20 protein-coding genes are annotated in these 17,546 nt (G+C 55.7%); 12 read left to right on the top strand and 8 right to left on the bottom strand.

Annotation, left to right across the window (positions count from 1 at the left end):
• The first annotated feature begins 29 nt into the window (after positions 1 to 29).
• From ACUN8H_RS10840 to ACUN8H_RS10810, 7 genes are all read left to right on the top strand, one after another.
• Positions 30 to 617 (top strand): TIGR02444 family protein, encoded by a 588-nt coding sequence (locus ACUN8H_RS10840; RefSeq protein ID WP_445532138.1) that lies wholly within the window; start codon positions 30 to 32, stop codon positions 615 to 617.
• 183 nt (positions 618 to 800) lie between these two features.
• Entirely contained in the window at positions 801 to 1,847 is a 1,047-nt protein-coding gene (locus ACUN8H_RS10835) for a TRAP transporter substrate-binding protein (protein WP_298967200.1), read from the top strand.
• A gap of 288 nt (positions 1,848 to 2,135) precedes the next feature.
• On the top strand, positions 2,136 to 2,714 hold the full coding sequence (locus tag ACUN8H_RS10830; RefSeq protein ID WP_290701494.1) for a TRAP transporter small permease: 579 nt from the start codon (positions 2,136 to 2,138) through the stop codon (positions 2,712 to 2,714).
• A 30-nt stretch (positions 2,715 to 2,744) separates the two neighbouring features.
• Positions 2,745 to 4,028 carry a TRAP transporter large permease gene (locus ACUN8H_RS10825; protein WP_445532137.1) on the top strand — a complete coding sequence of 428 codons (1,284 nt, stop codon included), beginning with the start codon at positions 2,745 to 2,747 and terminating at the stop codon, positions 4,026 to 4,028.
• A gap of 21 nt (positions 4,029 to 4,049) precedes the next feature.
• Positions 4,050 to 4,493, top strand: a complete 444-nt coding sequence (locus ACUN8H_RS10820) for a universal stress protein (protein ID WP_298967405.1) — start codon at positions 4,050 to 4,052, stop codon at positions 4,491 to 4,493.
• A gap of 132 nt (positions 4,494 to 4,625) precedes the next feature.
• Positions 4,626 to 5,306 carry an FKBP-type peptidyl-prolyl cis-trans isomerase N-terminal domain-containing protein gene (locus tag ACUN8H_RS10815; RefSeq protein ID WP_445532136.1) on the top strand — a complete coding sequence of 227 codons (681 nt, stop codon included), beginning with the start codon at positions 4,626 to 4,628 and terminating at the stop codon, positions 5,304 to 5,306.
• A 3-nt stretch (positions 5,307 to 5,309) separates the two neighbouring features.
• A complete protein-coding gene (locus ACUN8H_RS10810) occupies positions 5,310 to 6,431 on the top strand; it encodes a poly(3-hydroxybutyrate) depolymerase (protein WP_445532135.1) in 1,122 nt (373 codons plus the stop codon).
• Positions 6,432 to 6,450: 19 nt separating this feature from the next.
• Here the strand turns inward: ACUN8H_RS10810 and ACUN8H_RS10805 are convergent, their stop codons facing one another.
• A complete protein-coding gene (locus ACUN8H_RS10805) occupies positions 6,451 to 7,044 on the bottom strand; it encodes an SCO family protein (RefSeq protein ID WP_445532134.1) in 594 nt (197 codons plus the stop codon).
• A gap of 5 nt (positions 7,045 to 7,049) precedes the next feature.
• The gene (locus tag ACUN8H_RS10800; RefSeq protein WP_445532133.1) at positions 7,050 to 7,553 is read right to left on the bottom strand and encodes a hypothetical protein; all 504 of its coding nucleotides are present in this window, start codon (positions 7,551 to 7,553) and stop codon (positions 7,050 to 7,052) included.
• Positions 7,554 to 7,659: 106 nt separating this feature from the next.
• On the opposite strand from ACUN8H_RS10800, the gene ACUN8H_RS10795 reads away from it, so the two are divergent.
• A complete protein-coding gene (locus ACUN8H_RS10795) occupies positions 7,660 to 8,574 on the top strand; it encodes an AEC family transporter (protein WP_445532132.1) in 915 nt (304 codons plus the stop codon).
• Between the two features lie 268 nt (positions 8,575 to 8,842).
• Here the strand turns inward: ACUN8H_RS10795 and trmB are convergent, their stop codons facing one another.
• From trmB to thiS, 3 genes are read right to left on the bottom strand one after another with little or no spacing between them, the layout of a single operon-like run.
• A complete protein-coding gene (gene trmB, locus ACUN8H_RS10790; protein WP_445532131.1) occupies positions 8,843 to 9,592 on the bottom strand; it encodes a tRNA (guanosine(46)-N7)-methyltransferase TrmB in 750 nt (249 codons plus the stop codon).
• Between the two features lie 12 nt (positions 9,593 to 9,604).
• Positions 9,605 to 10,399 (bottom strand): thiazole synthase, encoded by a 795-nt coding sequence (locus ACUN8H_RS10785; RefSeq protein WP_445532130.1) that lies wholly within the window; start codon positions 10,397 to 10,399, stop codon positions 9,605 to 9,607.
• Positions 10,400 to 10,429: 30 nt separating this feature from the next.
• A complete protein-coding gene (gene thiS, locus ACUN8H_RS10780; RefSeq protein ID WP_445532129.1) occupies positions 10,430 to 10,651 on the bottom strand; it encodes a sulfur carrier protein ThiS in 222 nt (73 codons plus the stop codon).
• Positions 10,652 to 10,794: 143 nt separating this feature from the next.
• Between thiS and ACUN8H_RS10775 the strand changes: the two genes are divergently transcribed.
• Positions 10,795 to 11,175, top strand: coding sequence for a DUF423 domain-containing protein (locus ACUN8H_RS10775; RefSeq protein WP_445532128.1), 381 nt, complete (start codon positions 10,795 to 10,797; stop codon positions 11,173 to 11,175).
• An 11-nt stretch (positions 11,176 to 11,186) separates the two neighbouring features.
• On the opposite strand, the gene ACUN8H_RS10770 is transcribed toward ACUN8H_RS10775, so the two are convergent.
• Complete coding sequence (locus ACUN8H_RS10770) at positions 11,187 to 11,942, bottom strand: glutaredoxin (RefSeq protein WP_445532127.1); 756 nt, start codon at positions 11,940 to 11,942, stop codon at positions 11,187 to 11,189.
• Between the two features lie 180 nt (positions 11,943 to 12,122).
• On the opposite strand from ACUN8H_RS10770, the gene ACUN8H_RS10765 reads away from it, so the two are divergent.
• Positions 12,123 to 12,563, top strand: a complete 441-nt coding sequence (locus tag ACUN8H_RS10765) for a DUF411 domain-containing protein (protein ID WP_445532126.1) — start codon at positions 12,123 to 12,125, stop codon at positions 12,561 to 12,563.
• Here the strand turns inward: ACUN8H_RS10765 and ACUN8H_RS10760 are convergent.
• Complete coding sequence (locus tag ACUN8H_RS10760; protein WP_445532125.1) at positions 12,550 to 15,045, bottom strand: EAL domain-containing protein; 2,496 nt, start codon at positions 15,043 to 15,045, stop codon at positions 12,550 to 12,552. The two genes, ACUN8H_RS10765 and ACUN8H_RS10760, sit on opposite strands and share 14 nt — an antisense overlap.
• Positions 15,046 to 15,186: 141 nt before the next feature.
• Positions 15,187 to 15,786, bottom strand: coding sequence for a nucleotidyltransferase family protein (locus ACUN8H_RS10755; protein WP_445532124.1), 600 nt, complete (start codon positions 15,784 to 15,786; stop codon positions 15,187 to 15,189).
• Between the two features lie 215 nt (positions 15,787 to 16,001).
• Here ACUN8H_RS10755 and ACUN8H_RS10750 point away from each other — a divergent pair, with 215 nt between their 5' ends.
• Positions 16,002 to 16,598 carry a 2Fe-2S iron-sulfur cluster-binding protein gene (locus tag ACUN8H_RS10750; RefSeq protein WP_445532123.1) on the top strand — a complete coding sequence of 199 codons (597 nt, stop codon included), beginning with the start codon at positions 16,002 to 16,004 and terminating at the stop codon, positions 16,596 to 16,598.
• On the top strand, positions 16,595 to 17,545 hold the full coding sequence (locus ACUN8H_RS10745) for an FAD binding domain-containing protein (protein WP_445532122.1): 951 nt from the start codon (positions 16,595 to 16,597) through the stop codon (positions 17,543 to 17,545). The genes ACUN8H_RS10750 and ACUN8H_RS10745 overlap by 4 nt, the downstream gene beginning before the upstream one ends.
• The last annotated feature ends 1 nt before the right edge of the window (position 17,546 follow it).

Raw genomic sequence — 17,546 nt, 5'->3', positions numbered from 1 at the left:
CTTTCTCCGGAAATTGAGTGGGTCATACGATGCTAGAGTCTATTGCGCTTGATTCTACCCGATTGCAGCGCTTACAGCAGACTCCGTTATGGGATTTTGCGCTGTCGCTCTACGCCAGGCCTGGTGTGGAAGCTGCTTGCCTAACGTTACAAGAGGAGGGTGGCCAGGATGTGTGCGAGGTACTGTTTCACTGCTGGCTCTACGCGAGCGGTTTAGAAGCGCTGCCTGGTGCGGTCGCTCGACAGCGTGAGCAGCGCCTTCAATGGCAAGGGCGTGTCACTGAAGTATTGCGGGCGTTGCGCCGAGATTTAAAAGCCTCTGCAACGACTAGTCAGTCAGTGACAGCACTGCGGGACACTATTAAGCAGGCGGAGCTAATGGCCGAGCGTGAGAATCTTCAACGTTGGCAAACATGGGTTTATGAGTCAGATGGCAGTGAGCAGCGAGTTATCAATATCGTCGAAAATCCGCAAAATTCGGCTATTTGGTTGCGAAATCAACTATTAAATTTAAAAAATGAACGTCACTCTGGCTCGCGCTTAAATGACCAAGCGGCCTTGCTTCAGGCGCTACAAACGCTTACTTGTCAGCTTGACCCTCGTCAAGGAGCGCGCTAGCCTGAATTTAAGCTGATTTTAAAATACCTAGCGTTATTGGCGGGCTAACACAATAAAACTAGCACCTTTGTCTGTTAGTGAACGCTGAATAGCGGATAACAGTGTCGTGTTGAGATACGCGTGGATTATCTAGGTTCTTGCGCACTTGTTATAGCGCGCTTACCACTGAAAGGGGAACACCGTATGAAGGCAAGCAAATCCGTATTTAATCGTTCTGTCACGACCAAACTAGTGACAACGGCAAGTGTAGGTGCACTGTTGATGGGCATGACAGCTGTCGCGCAAGCGGACAACTGGCGTTATGCTCATGAAGAGTATGAAGGCGACGTACAGGATGTCTTTGCCTATGCGTTTAAAGAGCATATCGAAGAAAACTCTGATCACTCGGTTCAGGTTTACCGCTTTGGTGAGCTAGGCGAGTCTGACGATATTATGGAGCAGACTCAAAACGGTATCCTGCAGTTTGTGAATCAGTCGCCAGGCTTTACCGGCGCACTGATTCCTGAAGCGCAGATCTTCTTCATTCCTTACCTACTGCCTACCGACGAAGAAACCGTGCTTGAGTTCTTCGACGAAAGTGAAGCCATCAACGAGATGTTCCCAGAGCTTTATGCCGAGCAAGGCCTAGAGCTACTGAAGATGTATCCAGAAGGCGAAATGGTTATCACAACCAATGAGCCCTTCTCAACACCGGATGAGCTGGATAACAAAAAAATTCGTACCATGACCAACCCGCTATTGACGGAAACTTACGACGCCTTTGGTGCAACGCCGACGCCGTTGCCGTGGGGTGAAGTTTACGGTGGCCTGCAGACTGGCATCATCGATGGTCAAGAGAACCCGATTTTCTGGATCGAGTCTGGTGGTTTGTACGAAGTGTCTCCGCACCTGACGTTTACCGGCCATGGCTGGTTCACTACGGCGATGATGGCTAACCAGGACTTTTACGAAGGTTTGTCTGAAGAAGATCAAACGTTGGTGAACGAAGCTTCTGAAGCCGCGTATGACCACACCATTGAACATATCAAAGGTTTGGCTGAAGAGTCGCTAGCTAAGATTCAGGAAGCCTCCGATGAAGTGACCGTCACACGTCTTGACGAAGAGCAGATCCAAGCCTTCCGTGACCGTGCTCCGCAGGTTGAAGAAGCCTTCCTGGAAATGACCGGTGAAGATGGCAAAGCGCTACTTGAGCAGTTTAAAGCTGACCTTGAAGCCGTCACTAACGAGTAATCTCCCTAAGCCGTTCTGGCATAGGTGATGTATCAAGGGGCAGCAAAGGCTGCCCCTTTTTTGTTGCGCTGGTTAGCGTCAATAGTCGGCGAGGAGATTACCCAGGTTACCGTTAGTTACGTACATCTAGCGTTGAATCACCGGTGGCTGCATGCCGTTACGCTAGAGCAGAAGCCTGTTGAATAGTGCGAGACAGCTTTGCAATCGTAAGGTCTAAGAGAGCGCTGTATTAATTGTGCTGGCGGCATTGAACGGATGCCGTTAAAGCCGTAAGGAAGGAGTCCGGCCATGACCGATGAAGAGATGGAAAAGAGTTACCGCTCCGGTTTGCCGGGGGTATTAGGGGTGATCGACACTGCAATTAGCAAAATAGAAGCCGTGATTCTCGCGATGGGTGTTTTGCTAATGGCGCTGAATACGGTCATTAACGTGGTTGCCCGTTTTGTATTTGGCAACAGCATCATGTTTTCCGGCGAATTAAACCGCATATTGATCATCATGATCACCTTCGCCGGGATTGGTTACGCCGCCCGCCATGGCCGTCATATTCGTATGTCGGCTATTTACGATGCGTTGCCAGTGGGAGGGCGCAAAGTGCTGATGATTGGTATCGCACTGTTTACTTCGCTGGTGATGTTTTTCCTCCTTTATTACTCAGTTGTTTATATAGTTGATTTATATAGTAAAGGGCGCGTTTTGCCCTCTTTGGGGTTGCCAGTGTGGATTATCTACCTATGGGTGCCGATGGGCTTTTTAATCACCGGTATTCAATACCTGCTGACCGCGGTGAAAAATTTCACGTCCCATGATGTCTATCTCTCGACCGGCGTGGTGGATGGTTACAAAGACACGGAAACTGAAGTCTAACGCGGGGCACTGCACCCTAGGGGAACAGCTATGACGACAATAATGGTCACTACCATGATTGCCCTGCTGCTGCTGGGCTTTCCAATGATGATTCCGCTGATTACCGCTGCGATAATCGGCTTCTATATGATGTTTAACGGCTTTGGCCAGATGGATACGCTGATCCAGCAGATGATGGCTGGTATACGTCCCGCCTCACTGATTGCTGTGCCAATGTTTATTCTTGCCGCTGATATTATGACCCGTGGCCAGTCCGCGAACCGATTGATTGAAATGGTCATGTCGTTTATTGGCCATATTAAAGGTGGTTTGGCGGTGAGTACTGCAGCCTCGTGCACATTGTTTGGTGCTGTGTCGGGGTCAACGCAGGCAACGGTGGTCGCTGTTGGTTCACCACTGCGCCCGAAAATGCTTAAAGCGGGTTACTCTGACTCGTTTACGCTGGCGCTGATAATTAACGCCAGCGACATTGCCTTTTTGATTCCGCCCAGTATCGGCATGATTATTTACGGGGTTATCTCGGGCACCTCCATTGGCGAGCTGTTTATTGCCGGTATTGGACCGGGATTAATGATCCTGTTTATGTTTTCTGTTTACTGCATTATCTACGCCATCGTTAAAGATGTACCCACTGAGCCTAAATCGAGCTGGAAAGAGCGCGCCAAAGCCGTTCAGCAAGCGCTATGGCCGCTCGGTTTTCCGGTGATTATTGTAGGCGGTATCTATGGCGGTATTTTTAGCCCGACCGAAGCCGCTGCCGCCTGTGTGCTGTACGCCATCTTGCTTGAGTTTGTGGTGTTCCGCTCACTCAAAATGAACGATATTTACGCCATTGCAAAATCCACCGGTTTAATCACTGCCGTCGTGTTTATTCTGGTGGCCGTCGGTAACGGGTTCTCGTGGATTATCTCTTTTGCCCAGATCCCGCAAATGATTCTGGAAGCAGTGGGTATCAACGAAGCCGGGCCAACGGGCGTCTTGATCGCTATTTGTATCGCTTTTTTCGTTGCCTGTATGTTCGTCGACCCTATTGTGGTCATCCTAGTGTTGACGCCGATCTTTACCCCGGCGATCGAGGCCACCGGACTTGACCCTGTGTTGGTGGGTATCTTGATTACGCTACAGGTGGCGATCGGTTCGGCAACACCCCCCTTCGGGTGCGATATCTTTACCGCGATTGCGATTTTCAAACGCCCTTACTGGGATGTCATCAAAGGGACACCGCCGTTTATTTTCATGCTGATTTTAGCGGCCGCCCTATTGATTATGTTCCCGCAAATTGCGCTGTTCCTACGCGATGTTGCCTTCCGCTAAACAGCCACAAGGAGTACGCGAATGTTTAATCGCATATTAGTCCCGGTGGATGGCTCAAAAGGCGCCTTGAGGGCGCTGGAGAAGGCGGTAGGCCTGCATATGCTAACGGGCGCCGAGCTTTATCTGCTGTGTGTGTTTAAGCACCACAGCCTGTTAGAAGCGTCACTCTCTATGGTACGGCCTAATCAGTTGGATATACCCGACGATGCCTTAAAAGAGTACGCCACCGAGATTGCTGTGCACGCAAAATCACACGCCATTGAGCTAGGCGCTGATGACTCGCGTGTTCGCGCCTTTGTGAAAGGCGGGCGCCCGTCGCGTATTATTGTGCGCTTTGCCCGTAAGCGTGAGTGCGACCTGATTGTGATTGGCGCTCAAGGCACCAACGGTGAAAAGAATCCTCTCTTGGGTAGCGTTTCCCAACGGGTGGCTGGCGCGGCACACTGTCCCACCTTGGTGGTTTAAATCCGCTAAACCTCTCTCCTATTTTATGGTCTTATTAACACCCACCGCGCCAGGGATGCAGCCTGGCGCGGTGGGTGTTAGTCTTCAAGCGATACTGATTGGCGTTCGGCGCCGCGATAAAAAGGATGTTTTATGAAACAACTGCTATCTACAACGGCTCTGACAGGTTTGCTATTGGTTGCCCCTTTTGCAGCAGCAGCCCCCGAAACGGATGAACAGCGCTTAGCGTATAGCCTGGGTGTCACCCTGGGTGAAAGCATGCAGGCCGATATCGAAGACCTCGACTTAGACGCGTTTAACGACGGTATGAGCGATGTATTCGAGGGTAATGAGTTAGCGCTTACTGAAGAAGAGATGACCGAAGCGTTGATGGCGTTCCAAGAGCAGTCCATGCAAGCGCGGGAAGCAGAAGCGGAAGAGATGGCGCAAAACAACCTGGAAGAAGGTGAAACCTTCCTGGCTGAGAACGCTGAGCGCGAAGAAGTTAACGTGACGGATTCTGGCCTACAGTATGAAGTGCTTGAGTCGGGTGATGGTGCGACGCCTGGCCCGGAAGATACCGTCGAAGTGAACTATGAAGGCATGCTTTTAGATGGCACTGTATTCGATAGCTCCTTTGAGCGTGGTGAATCCGTCAGCTTCCAGACTAACCAAGTGATCGAAGGTTGGCAGGAAGCGCTACAGATGATGAGCGTTGGCGATAGCTGGATGCTGTACATCCCCGCTGATATTGCCTATGGCGAAAATGGCCAAGGCCCGATTGGACCTAATGAAGTACTGACTTTCCGCGTTGACCTGTTAGGCGTCGAATAAGCGATGCTCTCAGCTCCTTCCTTTAGGGTAAGCCCGCTTGCTTATGCGCTGATGTGTATAAGCTTGGGGGCGCCACTGTTAGCGCTAAGTGACGACACCCAGGCCGAAACGGCCAGTGAGCCCGATGAGCTACCCGCGTTGGCCGCAGCCAATGAGCAAGCCAGCGTGGTAGGGGTATCGTCTGGCGGCTACATGGCCACCCAGCTAGCGGTCGCTTGGCCCGAACGGTTCAGCGGCCTGGGCGTGCTGGCAGCCGGGCCTTGGAGCTGTGCCCAGGGGGCGCTGAGTTTGGCGCTGAACCAATGCATGATGACGCGCCGCGGTGAACCTTCGTTAGAGGAGCTGGAGAGTCGTCACCAGCGTTACTTGGCGCTTGAGCAGGTCGGTAGTGCAGAAGACCTCAGCCAGCTTCGGGCTTATTTGTGGCACGGTGAAGCCGATGGGGTGGTTGAGCCTGTGCTGGGCGACCTACTGGCCGAGCAGTGGGAGCAGTGGTTAGCTTCTCCCGATCAGTTGCGTGTTGTACGCAGTGAGGGTGTTGGCCATGGCTGGCCGGTGCGCTTGCCAAATGGCACGTCGACGTCGTCTGATACTTGGGGCGATTGCGGTCAGGGAGGCGGCAGTTTTTTATTGGCCTGCGATGAAGATATCGCCGGTGATATGTTGAACTGGCTTTACCCCGAGCGCGAAAGCGCTGAAGCGGGCGGTGAGCTGGCGGGGGAGTTAGTCGCGTTTGATCAGTCGGAATTTGCGGTAAAAGGGTTAGCCGACACGGGCTATTTGTTTATACCGCAAGGCTGTGAAGCGGGTGGCTGCCCAGTCACGCTGGCGTTGCACGGTTGCCAAATGAATGAAGAGGCTATTGGCGAGACGTTTGTGCGTGACACCGGGCTCAATGCTTGGGCGGCAACGCATCAGCAAATCGTGCTTTATCCCCAAGCGGAAAGCAGCATGGCGAACCCGCAAGGCTGTTGGGACTGGTGGGGATTTGCCGAAAGCACGTGGCAGCTCAGTCCTCAGCACGATACCCGTAGCGGTACGCAAATAGATGCGTTGATGGCGATGTTGGATCGCCTGCAAGCGGCTCCAGAGCCAGTTTCTTCGGAACAAGCCACTTCAGAGTGAACCCATTAACGGCCTGCGATTAGCTGTCCAGCTCGCTCTTTAGCGCTGACACTAGCCCATGTGGGGTAGGAGAGTAGAGCACGCGCTGCAGAATATCGCCCTCGCGGTTGACTAAAAAAAGCGAGGCGCTGTGATCGATGGTGTAGGCCATGGCTGAATCCGGTGCCTCAACTTTTCTCCATATGACGCCATAGCGCGACGCCACGTCCTCAAGCTGCTCCTGACTGCCCACTGCACCGATGAACTCTTCGCCAAAAAAGTTCATATACTCCTGCATGCGCTCAACCGTATCGCGCGCAGGGTCAACGGTGATCATGATCGGCACCACGCGCTCACGCTGTTGTTCAGAAAGCTGAGCCAACGCCTGACGCTTGACCGACTGCGTCATCGGGCAAATATCGGGGCAATAGGTATAGCCAAACGAAAGAATCGCAATCTGATCCTCATTCAGTTGGGACAATGAAAACTCCCCCTGGGTGGACGGCATTTCCACAGGGCCGCCCACAGGCTCATCACTGCTGGCGGAGAACGCGTAGTGATAGAGGCCGATGCCACTCACCAGGAGCAATAAAGCAATTACCCCAGCGCCCAGCCATAACGGTTTACGTGCCATGTGCGTTAACTCCGAATCACGTCAAAATCGAACCAACTGCCTACTTTTCCTTCTGCGGTCTCCAGTATGACACGCGCACGCCAAGGCATAACGGTTTGGGTGCAAATCCCTACTTGCCCCTGGCCCTTAAACTGGCCTGGGGTGCTGGAACTCAGCGCAAAGCGGTGCAGGCCTAGATCCATGTCTCGACCCACAAAATCAACATCCACTTGCGTGGCCGTCACGCCATCAACGTCGACTTCCAGTGGTAGTATCTCTAATGCATCAATTTTTCCGCTGGCTTGCACACTCAACGTGATGCGCCCTTTGTCACCCAACGTGGCGGAACACGGAGCAGCATGCAAGTTGCAGCTGGCAGCGGGCGGAAACCAGGTCACATCGCTATCGCGGTGTAGCCAATGGGCAAAGGCATACCATGCACAGGCCGCCAGCGCTAAACCAGTCACGAGTATCAGTACCCTTAAGGCAGGAGAGCCTGCCGGGGGTGCAGGTTTTGGTATCATCTTCATGGCAGAATAATCGCTACGCAAGCCGTGAGGCGGGGTGTTGACGCCATGGTAACAGCAATTGTGCCGATATCGCTGTGCTGGGATGTCGCAGGCAAAAGGGAACGCTATGGAGAGTATTACAGGCGCGTTAGGTCCTCTGTTTTTATTGATTTTATTGGGCGCCGTGCTCGGTTATTGGCGTTGGCCTAGCGATACCTTTTGGCCACAAATGGAGCGGATAATCTATTTTGTGCTGTTCCCTGCCATGCTGGTAGGCACTTTGGCGACGGCCGATGTCAGCCAAGTGCCGGTAGGCCGTTTGGCCTTTGTATTACTGAGTGCGATGGCGTTGTTTGGCTTACTGCTTTGGTGTTTACGCGGTTGGCTTCAGCTAACGCCTGCTGGATTTACCTCGGTTTTTCAAGGGGCGGTGCGCTTTAATACCTATGTGGGTGTGGCGGGTGCCGCTGCCCTGCACGGTAGCCTGGGGGCGACGACGGCAGCGGTTGCTGTGGCGCTGATGGTGCCGGTCGTCAATGTAATGTGTGTGGCCAGTTTCGTTGCCGCTGGGACCCTGGGCGGCGCCAGCGTCGGTAAAAGCGTGATGGCGTTGATCAAAAACCCATTGATCCTGGCCTGCCTGGCGGGCATTGGCCTGAATCTTTCCGGTGTCGGCTTGCCGGGCTGGAGCCAAGATACGGTCGAACTACTGGGGCGCGCAGCGTTGCCGCTGGGGTTGGTAGCCGTAGGCGTGGCGCTGCGCCCCATGGCGCTATTACGCATTGACCGCGGCGTGCTGGCCACCAATAGCGTTAAGCTGCTGTTTATGCCCGCCTTAGTATTGGCGCTGGCCTGGGGGCTGCAACTGGATCCGGTCAGCCGCGATGTGGCACTGCTTTTTGCCGCACTGCCCACCGCCACTTCCGCTTATATTTTAGCTCGCCAGTTGGGTGGCGATGCTGAACTGATGGCCGCCATTATTACCGGTCAAACTCTATTGGCCATGCTGACTCTGCCGTTCTGGCTACGATTGGTAAGTTAACCAACGCCTAGGGCGCCGGTAAATAAAAAATATTCGTATTTGTATTGACGAGGTAAATGAGAATGATTATAGTGTGATTGTCAGCGTTTGATGAGACGCTGGCAACCACGACAGCTGTTGACTTAAGCATCAGCGCCAGTTTGCTGTCATGGTTTCTCCCTCTCATTGCTAGTCACGGTCTTTTTGCCGCTCCCTTGGAGCGGCTTTCTTTTTTCTAATACGCCTTTTATACCTCTGCCCCGCGTCTCCAGCAGCGTTAGAATAAGCGTTACCCTTCCCGACGATAAATCAGATCCCATACGCCGTGGCCGAGCTTTTCACCGCGGGCTTCAAACTTGGTCAGCGGGCGGAAGGTGGGGCGCGGCACGTAAGGCGTGGTCTCGGTCGTGGCGGTGTTGGCGTAACCGCGGGCGGCTTCCATCACTTCCGCCATCCACTCGGCGTAGGCTGCCCAATCGGTGGCCATGTGGAACGTGCCGCCGGGTTTTAGGCGCGTGCGAATCAGCTCGACAAACGCAGGCTGTACGATGCGTCGCTTGTGGTGCTTCTTCTTCGGCCACGGGTCGGGGAAGAAAAGCTGTAGGGTGGTCAACGAGCCTTCGGGTAGGCACTGCTCCAGTACCGCCAGGGCGTCTTCGCGGTAAACGCGCAGGTTAGTCAGGCCGCGTTTGTCCACTTCATCAAGTAGTTTGCCAACGCCGGGGGCGTGCACTTCGATACCGATAAAGTCGGTATCTGGGTGGGTTTCGGCCTGCTCAATCAGCGAGTTACCCATGCCAAAGCCAATTTCCACCACGCGTGGAGCCTGGCGGCCGAACAGGGCATCTAAATCCTGGTGACCATCGGCAATGGTCAGCCCAAGGCGCGGCCACACGTCTTCCAGTCCGCGGTTTTGGGCTGGGGTCATGCGCCCGGCGCGAATCACATAGCTTTTAATGCCACGGCGGTGCAGCGGCGCCTCGTCACTTTCGGGGCCGGTGGTGTTGCTCTCGAGCGCGGTGTCGTTCGTATCGGTCATGGTGTCTCTGTATCAGCCGTTAATCCGGCCTGCAAAAGGCGAAGAGGGGTCGGCGCTTTGGCGGCGCGGCATGCGGCCTGCCAAAAACGCATCGCGGCCAGCTTCTACGGCTAGCTTCATGGCGTTGGCCATACGCAGCGGGTCGCGGGCGTGGGCAATGGCGCTGTTGAGCAGTACCCCGTCGCAGCCTAGCTCCATGGCCATGGCCGCATCAGAGGCCGTGCCGATGCCAGCATCCACTAGCACCGGCACGTTGCTCTGTTCCACGATCAAACGAACGTTGTGCGGGTTTTGAATGCCGTGGCCCGAGCCAATCAGTGAGCCTAGCGGCATGATGGCGCAGCAGCCCATGGCTTCCAGTTCCCGTGCCACAATCGGGTCATCGCTGGTGTACACCATTACGTCAAAACCATCGGCCAGCAGGGTTTCCGCGGCTTTTAGCGTTTCGACCACATTGGGGTAAAGCGTGTGGTCATCGCCGAGCACTTCCAGCTTTACCAGGTTGTGGCCATCCAGCAGCTCGCGGGCCAAGCGGCAGGTGCGCACGGCATCTTTGGCGTTGTAGCAGCCTGCGGTATTGGGCAGCAGGGTATACTGCTTGGGCGAGATGGCATCAAGCAGGTTAGGCGCATCAGCATCTTGGCCAAGATTGGTGCGGCGCACGGCAAAAGTGACGATTTCGGCACCACTCTGGGCAATGGCAGCACCGGTTTCGATAAAGTCTTTGTACTTGCCGGTACCCACTAACAGGCGGGAGCTAAAATCACGTCCGGCAATGGTGAACGGTGTGTCAGTCAGTTTCGTCATAGCGATTCCTTGAAAATGCATCGGCAGCGGTTAGCCGCCGCCAATAGCGTGGACCACTTCGATCTGGTCGCCGGCGGCCAGTGGGGTGGCGGCCAGCTGGCTTTTAGGCACAATCTGTTCGTTGATTTCGACAGCGATACGACGCCCACCCAGGCCAAGCTGTTCGACTAAGTCAGCAGCGGTAAGGCCAGCGGCCATGGCGTAGGGTTCGCCGTTGAGCGTAAGCTGTATCGACTCATTGGGGGTAGACATAAACAGTAAGCTTCCCTGTGGATGAGGCAAAACGACCTCTATTGTAGCGGTTTCGACCCGTGCAAGGTATGCAACGGCGTGAATAACTCAATGATTAACGGCGCGGCGATTCGCCGCCCACATGGGTGAAAAAGGAGCAGAACGTGCAGCGAATCGACAAGCTGTGGTGGTGTGTGGCGGCGCTGTCGGGCGCAGTGATGGTAATGCTGGGGGCTTACGCCGCCCACGGGTTAGCGGCACGCACCAGCGCCGCCGTGGTAGATATCGTGGAAACCGGCGTGCGCTACCAAGCATGGCATACCCTCGCCATGCTGGCGGTGCTCGCCTGGCGCAGCCACCGCCCGCACCCCGGCCAGCAGATTGTGCTGGCACTGTGGGCGTTAGGCATGCTGGCCTTTGCCGGTTCGCTCTACCTGATGGCGCTGGCCGGGTTGAACGTGGGCATCGTGACGCCGATTGGCGGGCTGCTACTGATGGCTGGTTGGCTTTCCCTGGGCGTCACGGCGCTGCTCAGCCGCTCTTAATGCCACGCCAGTTAGCCCAGCAGCATGCGCAGCGGCATCCACAGGCCCATGCCGATCATCACCAGGTTTTCAGTGAGCGAAACAAAGCCTAGCGGTACGTTGCTATTACCGCCCACGCAGGCGCACTTGAGTTCGCGCTTATCGATGTAAACCGCTTTGAAGACCGATACCGCGCCTACAGTGCCGACGAACAGCGCCAGCGGTGCCGCCACCCAAATCAGCGTGCCGGCCAGCATTAAAAGCCCGGCGGCAGTCTCGGCGTAGGGGTACACATAGCTGTAGGGCACATAGCGCTGGGCGAGCAGGTCATAGTTGAGAAACATGGTGCTAAAGCTTTCGATATCCTGCAGTTTTTGTAGGCCCAGCAGCACCATCGCGGTCGCAACGGCGTACTCTGGCATACGCGCCGTGAACAGCGTGCCCTGGGCCGCCCAGCTCACCGCCAAGCCAATCAGCAGCGCAACAGCAAAAATGGCCAGCACCGGGCGGTAGGTGGTCTCTTTGGCATTGGGAACGCTCATCCCCAGGTGTTCGCGCAATTCTTCGTAGCCGCCGATCCGCTCCCCGTCGATATATACCTGCGGCGTGGTATCGACGTTTTCCTGCTCCTTGAACGCGTCGATCTCCTCACGGGAAGTGAGGGTGTGGTCGTCCACCGCGTAGCCTTTGCGTTTGAGCAGGCTGACGGTCTTCAAGCCAAACGGGCACATGTGCGCGGCGGTTTTCATCCGGTACACCTGTGCGGTGTGAGAGGTCGTTGCTGCCATGATCAGCCTCCTTGTCGCCTCATTATCAACGTCCGTCCTTTAGCATAGAACCCGGTGCCGCCCATAGGTCAAACAACAGAGCTGATGGTGTCGTGATGGGCTTGACCTGCGGGTAACCCGTAGGTGATAAGCTTTGGTGAGTGAACGCTTTGATGAAGGTAAACGTTGTTGGAGGTCAATATGAAACGTAACGTCACGGCACTGCTGGTATCCGGTGCACTAATGTTAGGCGCCACAACGGCCCAAGCGGCGCTGCCGGATGAGGCCACGCTGTATAAGAATCCTCAGTGCGGCTGCTGCGATGAGTACGCCCGCCATCTGGAAGCGCTGGGGGTCGAGGTGACAATTATCGATGACGTCGAGCTGGGTGATATTAAGCAGCAGGCGGGCGTGCCTTATGGCATGGGCTCCTGCCACACCATCGAGATAGGCAACTACTGGATCGAAGGGCACGTACCGATGGAAGCGCTCGAGGCGCTGTTTGAGCAGCAGCCGGAGGTGGATGGCATTGGCTTAGCCGGTATGCCGATTGGCACACCGGGCATGCCGGGGCCCCAGAGCGAGCCCTACCACGTTTACACGTTCAGTGATCAAGACGCCCAGCCGTTTATGACGCTGTAAACGAGGAGGCGCGGTTTAGCCGTGTAAACTCTGCCGCTGGCGTTGGCTTGCCGAAGAAGTAGCCTTGGTACACATGGCACCCTAGGCGAGCCAGCACCGTACACTGGTCGGCGGTTTCCACACCCTCGGCAATCACGTCTAATCCCAAGCTCTCTGCCAGCGCGATAATGGTGGCGGCAATCGGCGTTGTCTGCATATCCAGGGTCAAATCCTTCACGAAGGCAATGTCGATCTTGAGCGTGTCCAGCGGCAGCGATTTAAGATACGCCAGCGATGAGTAACCGGTGCCAAAATCATCCAGCGCAAAGCGGATGCCAAGTTGGCGAAGGCGCAGCATCTTCTCGATGGTGCCCTCCGGGTCGCTCATCAGCAGCGATTCGGTGAGTTCCAGCGTCAAGCATTCAGGCGGGGCGCTGGTAGCTTGCAGCGTGGCGGTGACCTGCTCGACAAAATCGGGCTGCTGAAACTGGCGCACGCTGACGTTGAGCGAGAGCTTTAAACCCCTCAGGCTCGGGTCGTGCTGCCACTCACCGAGCAGTCGGCAGCCCTCCTTTAATACCCAGGCACCCAGGGGCAGAATAAGCCCGGTTTGTTCGGCGATGGGAATGAAGCGCCCCGGTGAAATCATGCCTTGCTGCGGGTGGTGCCAGCGCAGCAGGGCTTCTGCGCCGATGGCCTCATGCTGCGCATCCACCTGCGCCTGAAGGTTGAGACTGAGTGCGCCGTTATCAATCGCTAGACGCAGCTCGCGCTCCAGCGTTATATCCTCTTCGAGCTTCTGCTCTAGCGCTATGCAGAAACGCTTTGGTTGACCGTCCCGCTGGCGCTTGGCTTCCAGAAGCGCTAGCCCGGCGCGCTTGAAGAGCTGCCCTACATTGTCGATATCGCGAGGGCAAAAGATCAGCATGCCCGCATTGATTTTGCAGGGGTAGGTGTGACCGTAGAGCTGGTAATCATCCACCAGAGAAGCCAGTACGCCTTCGATATGCTGATGCGCCTGCTGCTCTGCTGCCGCTTGGTCGGTGGCGGTAAGCGTGTTGCAAAGCGCAAACTCATTGCCATCCAAGCGAGCAGCGTAAACCAGTTCGCCTGACGGTTGCTGTAGGCGGCTGCCCAACTGCCGTAAGAGCTCGTCGCCGATATCCTGCCCCATGCTGTCGTTCAGCACCTTGAAGCGATTGATGTCCAAAAGAGCTAAAAACGTGTAGCGACTTATCTGACGAGTGGGTTGGAGCTGGGCGGTTAAGTGCTCCTGAAGAGCTAGCCGATTGGGTAAGCCGGTGAGCATGTCGTGGTAAGCCAGGTAGCGAATCCGCTGCTGCGCGTTTTGTTCGTCGGTGCGGTCGCTGAGCAGGGCCACGTAATCCCTGTCTTTACTATGGGCATAGTGCACGCGGCTGATACTGAGCCATGCAGGATACTCGTCACCATTGGCGCGCAGCGCCGTTACCATGCCGCTCCATTCCCCCTGGGACATCAGCGCTTTTTGAATGGCGGGGGTGAGCGTCTGGCTATCTTTGGCGTAAGGCACCTGGGTAATATCCGAATCAATCAATTGGTCTTGGGTCATTCCCGTTAATTGCTCGAAGGCGCTATTACATAGCCGAATGCGCGCGCCGTCATCAAACAGCACGACACCATCCTGCAGGGCGGCAATCACTTCCAGCAGCCGCCGTTGGGTCATATAGCCGTGGCGCTCGCTGTCCTGCAGGCGGCGCTGAATTTTAATCGCCAGTAAGGTAAGTAGCGCCGCAAAGACCGCGGCCCCGCTGATCACATAAATCAGCCAGTGGGAGGCTTCCATATGACCGTGGGCGGCAGTCGTTTCCATGGGCACGAACCAAGCGGCCAGCATCGCAACATAGTGCATACCGCTAACGGCTAGCGAGATACACAGCGCAGCGAGAAAGGCGTAGCGTTGGTAGTGTGCCGTGCCATTTTCTCGGCGGCAAAGGCGGTAGGCGTAAGCGCTTAAAATACCGAGACCAATGGCCACCACTAGCGAGGCAAGAAACAGATCCAGCGCGTAGTAAAGGGTGGCAGGCATGCGCATCGCGGCCATGCCGCTATAGTGCATCACGCCAATGCCTACGCCTAAACTCGAGCCTGCCACTACCATGGAGCGATGAGGTAATTTTTCACGACATAGCAGCGTCATGGCGGCCAAGCTGCCTAAAGTGGCGGGCAATATAGAAAGCAGCGTGAGCAGGTGGTCATGGCTGACATGGAAATCTAGCCGGTAAGCGTGCATGCCGACAAAATGCATGCTCCAGACGCCAGCACCCATCACGCTGGCGCCAGCGGTGAGCCATGTACTGCGCCATAGCGAAGACGAGGTGCTACCGACCAAACGAATAATTTCCAGGCTTGCGTAAGACGCGGCCAGGGCAACTAGCCAGGATAAAATCACCAGGAGAGCATCGTGCTTTCCTTGCAAAGCACTCAGCGCCTGTGGATCTAGTAAAAGGTTGGGTAGCATCATTAAAAATCGCTATGTGGCAGTGGCATGCATACACTACTTTATAATGACCGTTAAACGATCGATCCCTTAATCAAGGGGTTATTTAAACGTTAAGGCGCTAAAAGCAGTACAGATGCGCCAAGCGACGTCACTCTTTTTTGACTACCTGCCTTGATGCGCTATGTCTTCGGGCGCGTCGATATCCATCAGCGTGCCCGCGTCCTGCACTTCATGCGTGCGGTAATGCGCGGCGTGGCGGTGAATCAATCCTTTAGCACCTACATTACCGCTCAAGGTTGCCAGCTCGGGCCAAAACGCTCGGCCAAAAATTACCGGGTGACCGGGCTGCCCGGCATGGCTTGGCCGCAAGATCGTATCGTGGGTAGCCTGCTGCGTTAACGCTCTTAGCGTCTCTCGCTGAAGGCAGGGCATATCACCTAATAAGATCGCGACGGCAATGGCGCTCTCAAGCTGGGAATCACGGGCAAGTAACGCCATCGCCTCTGCCAAGCTGGCGCCCAGGCCGCGGTGTGCCTGATGAACACGAATGAGTGGTATGTCGGCCGTCAGGCCTAACGAAGCGGGGTCGTCCTCGTCACGGATCACTACCCGCAGTTGGGGGAAAACCAACTGTGCCTGGGCGACCGAGGCGGTGAGTAATGGCCGCCCATCGGCGAGTAGGGCACAGCGTTTGTCTTGCTTACCGAAGCGCCGCGAATAGCCTGCGGCCATCACCAAGGCCACAACGTGGTTAATGGTCATTAAGCGCTATCACCATGGTTAGCAAACGGCATCATTGCTTGTCTTGGCTGAATCAGTCATCTCAAACGTTGTTCAGCAGCTTATCAAGGTTGGAGTACAAATGCTTTTTAAGCAGCTGATGGTCAAGCGTCAAGTAAGGTACGCCAATTATGACTATGCTGAAGTCGTTAGGACATTCATTAAGTGACGACAATGAGCATGGAAGGCACCTATTTATGAACCCACCTAATCATTTTGGTACCCAGCATGACGCTTTGCGTAGTGGAGATTTAGGCGCTGAGGCGCGATCAGCGAACAGTGAGCGCTCGACGGTCACTTTCGTGGTCAATGGGCAACAGCATCAGCTAGAACTGGATAACCGTACAACGCTGCTGGATACCCTGCGTGAACACTTAGCATTAACCGGCTCTAAAAAAGGCTGTGATCATGGCCAGTGTGGCGCCTGCACGGTGTTTGTGAATGGCACGCGTATCAATGCCTGTCTGACACTGGCGGTGATGCATGACGGCGATGATATTTTGACTGTCGAAGGGATGGGTGAGGTTGACCACCTTGATCCGATGCAGCAAGCCTTTGTCGAAAATGACGCATTCCAGTGCGGCTACTGCACGCCGGGCCAAATTTGCTCAGCCAAAGCGGTGCTGGAGGAGATTCGGGCGGGGTTTCCAAGCCATGTAACCCAGGATCTAAGTGCGCCTATTGAGCTCACCGACGCTGAGATTCGCGAGCGGATGTCGGGTAATATCTGCCGCTGCGGCGCCTACGCCAACATTCTCAAGGCCATTAACCAAGTGGCGGAGGCGCGCTCATGAAAGCCTTTTCCTATGAACGCGTAAGCGACCCGGCTCAGGCGGCAGTGCGTGCGGCGGAAGTACCGGGTGCCAAGTTTATTGCAGGCGGTACTAACCTGCTGGACTTAATGAAGCACGAGATCGAAATCCCCGAGCACTTGATTGATGTATCGGGAACCGGCCTTGATGATATTACCCCGACGGATGAGGGCGGCCTGCGCATTGGCGCGCTGGTGAGCAATGCCGCACTCTCGGCAGATGCCCGCGTTCTTAAGGATTATGCGGTATTGAGCCGAGCGCTGGTGTCGGGTGCCTCAGGTCAACTGCGTAATAAAGCGACCACTGGCGGCAACCTGCTTCAGCGCACACGCTGCGCCTACTTCTACGATACCGCTATGCCCTGTAACAAGCGCTCCCCAGGCGCAGGCTGTGGGGCGTTGAGCGAAGGCGCCACCACAAGGCAGTTGGGCATTATCGGCACCTCCGATGCATGTATCGCCACACACCCTTCTGATATGGCCGTTGCCCTGCGCGTGCTGGATGCCGAAGTGGAAACCATGACGTCATCGGGTGAAACACGCCGCCTGACGCTGGATGAATTCTATCAACTGCCCGGTGATACCCCGGAGGTGGAAAGCGCGCTGCAAGCAGGCGAGATGATCACCGCCGTGCTGCTGCCGCCGCCTGTCGAGGGCCGCCACGCCTACTATAAAGTGCGCGACCGGGCCTCTTACGCCTTTGCCCTGGTATCCGTTGCGCTGATTCAAGCCCCTGATGGAACGGGGCGCGTTGCCTTGGGCGGTGTGGCACCCAAGCCCTGGCGCCGTGATGACGCCGACGCGGCGTTGCCGCAGGGCGCATCCGCTGTTATGGCGCGTTTGTTGGACGGCGCCCGTCCAACCCAAGAGAACGCCTACAAGCTTACCCTGGCAGAGCGAACGCTCGCCGCGCTGCTGGCTCAGGAGTGAC

The sequence above is a fragment of the Vreelandella sp. V005 genome (genome assembly GCF_052645115.1).
The sequence above is the reverse complement of the archived record's forward strand: the minus strand, read 5'-3'. Positions and strand labels throughout refer to the sequence as shown.

Coding starts and splice junctions, on each gene's coding strand:
- trmB (WP_445532131.1), bottom strand. CDS start 9,592: ATGACCGATACGAACGACACCGCGCTCGAGAGCAACACCACCGGCCCC.
- ACUN8H_RS10800 (WP_445532133.1), bottom strand. CDS start 7,553: ATGAAGATGATACCAAAACCTGCACCCCCGGCAGGCTCTCCTGCCTTA.
- ACUN8H_RS10825 (WP_445532137.1), top strand. CDS start 2,745: ATGACGACAATAATGGTCACTACCATGATTGCCCTGCTGCTGCTGGGC.
- thiS (WP_445532129.1), bottom strand. CDS start 10,651: ATGTCTACCCCCAATGAGTCGATACAGCTTACGCTCAACGGCGAACCC.
- ACUN8H_RS10765 (WP_445532126.1), top strand. CDS start 12,123: ATGAAACGTAACGTCACGGCACTGCTGGTATCCGGTGCACTAATGTTA.
- ACUN8H_RS10745 (WP_445532122.1), top strand. CDS start 16,595: ATGAAAGCCTTTTCCTATGAACGCGTAAGCGACCCGGCTCAGGCGGCA.
- ACUN8H_RS10815 (WP_445532136.1), top strand. CDS start 4,626: ATGAAACAACTGCTATCTACAACGGCTCTGACAGGTTTGCTATTGGTT.
- ACUN8H_RS10830 (WP_290701494.1), top strand. CDS start 2,136: ATGACCGATGAAGAGATGGAAAAGAGTTACCGCTCCGGTTTGCCGGGG.
- ACUN8H_RS10840 (WP_445532138.1), top strand. CDS start 30: ATGCTAGAGTCTATTGCGCTTGATTCTACCCGATTGCAGCGCTTACAG.
- ACUN8H_RS10805 (WP_445532134.1), bottom strand. CDS start 7,044: ATGGCACGTAAACCGTTATGGCTGGGCGCTGGGGTAATTGCTTTATTG.
- ACUN8H_RS10755 (WP_445532124.1), bottom strand. CDS start 15,786: ATGACCATTAACCACGTTGTGGCCTTGGTGATGGCCGCAGGCTATTCG.
- ACUN8H_RS10785 (WP_445532130.1), bottom strand. CDS start 10,399: ATGACGAAACTGACTGACACACCGTTCACCATTGCCGGACGTGATTTT.
- ACUN8H_RS10760 (WP_445532125.1), bottom strand. CDS start 15,045: ATGATGCTACCCAACCTTTTACTAGATCCACAGGCGCTGAGTGCTTTG.
- ACUN8H_RS10795 (WP_445532132.1), top strand. CDS start 7,660: ATGGAGAGTATTACAGGCGCGTTAGGTCCTCTGTTTTTATTGATTTTA.
- ACUN8H_RS10750 (WP_445532123.1), top strand. CDS start 16,002: ATGAACCCACCTAATCATTTTGGTACCCAGCATGACGCTTTGCGTAGT.
- ACUN8H_RS10770 (WP_445532127.1), bottom strand. CDS start 11,942: ATGGCAGCAACGACCTCTCACACCGCACAGGTGTACCGGATGAAAACC.
- ACUN8H_RS10810 (WP_445532135.1), top strand. CDS start 5,310: ATGCTCTCAGCTCCTTCCTTTAGGGTAAGCCCGCTTGCTTATGCGCTG.
- ACUN8H_RS10835 (WP_298967200.1), top strand. CDS start 801: ATGAAGGCAAGCAAATCCGTATTTAATCGTTCTGTCACGACCAAACTA.
- ACUN8H_RS10820 (WP_298967405.1), top strand. CDS start 4,050: ATGTTTAATCGCATATTAGTCCCGGTGGATGGCTCAAAAGGCGCCTTG.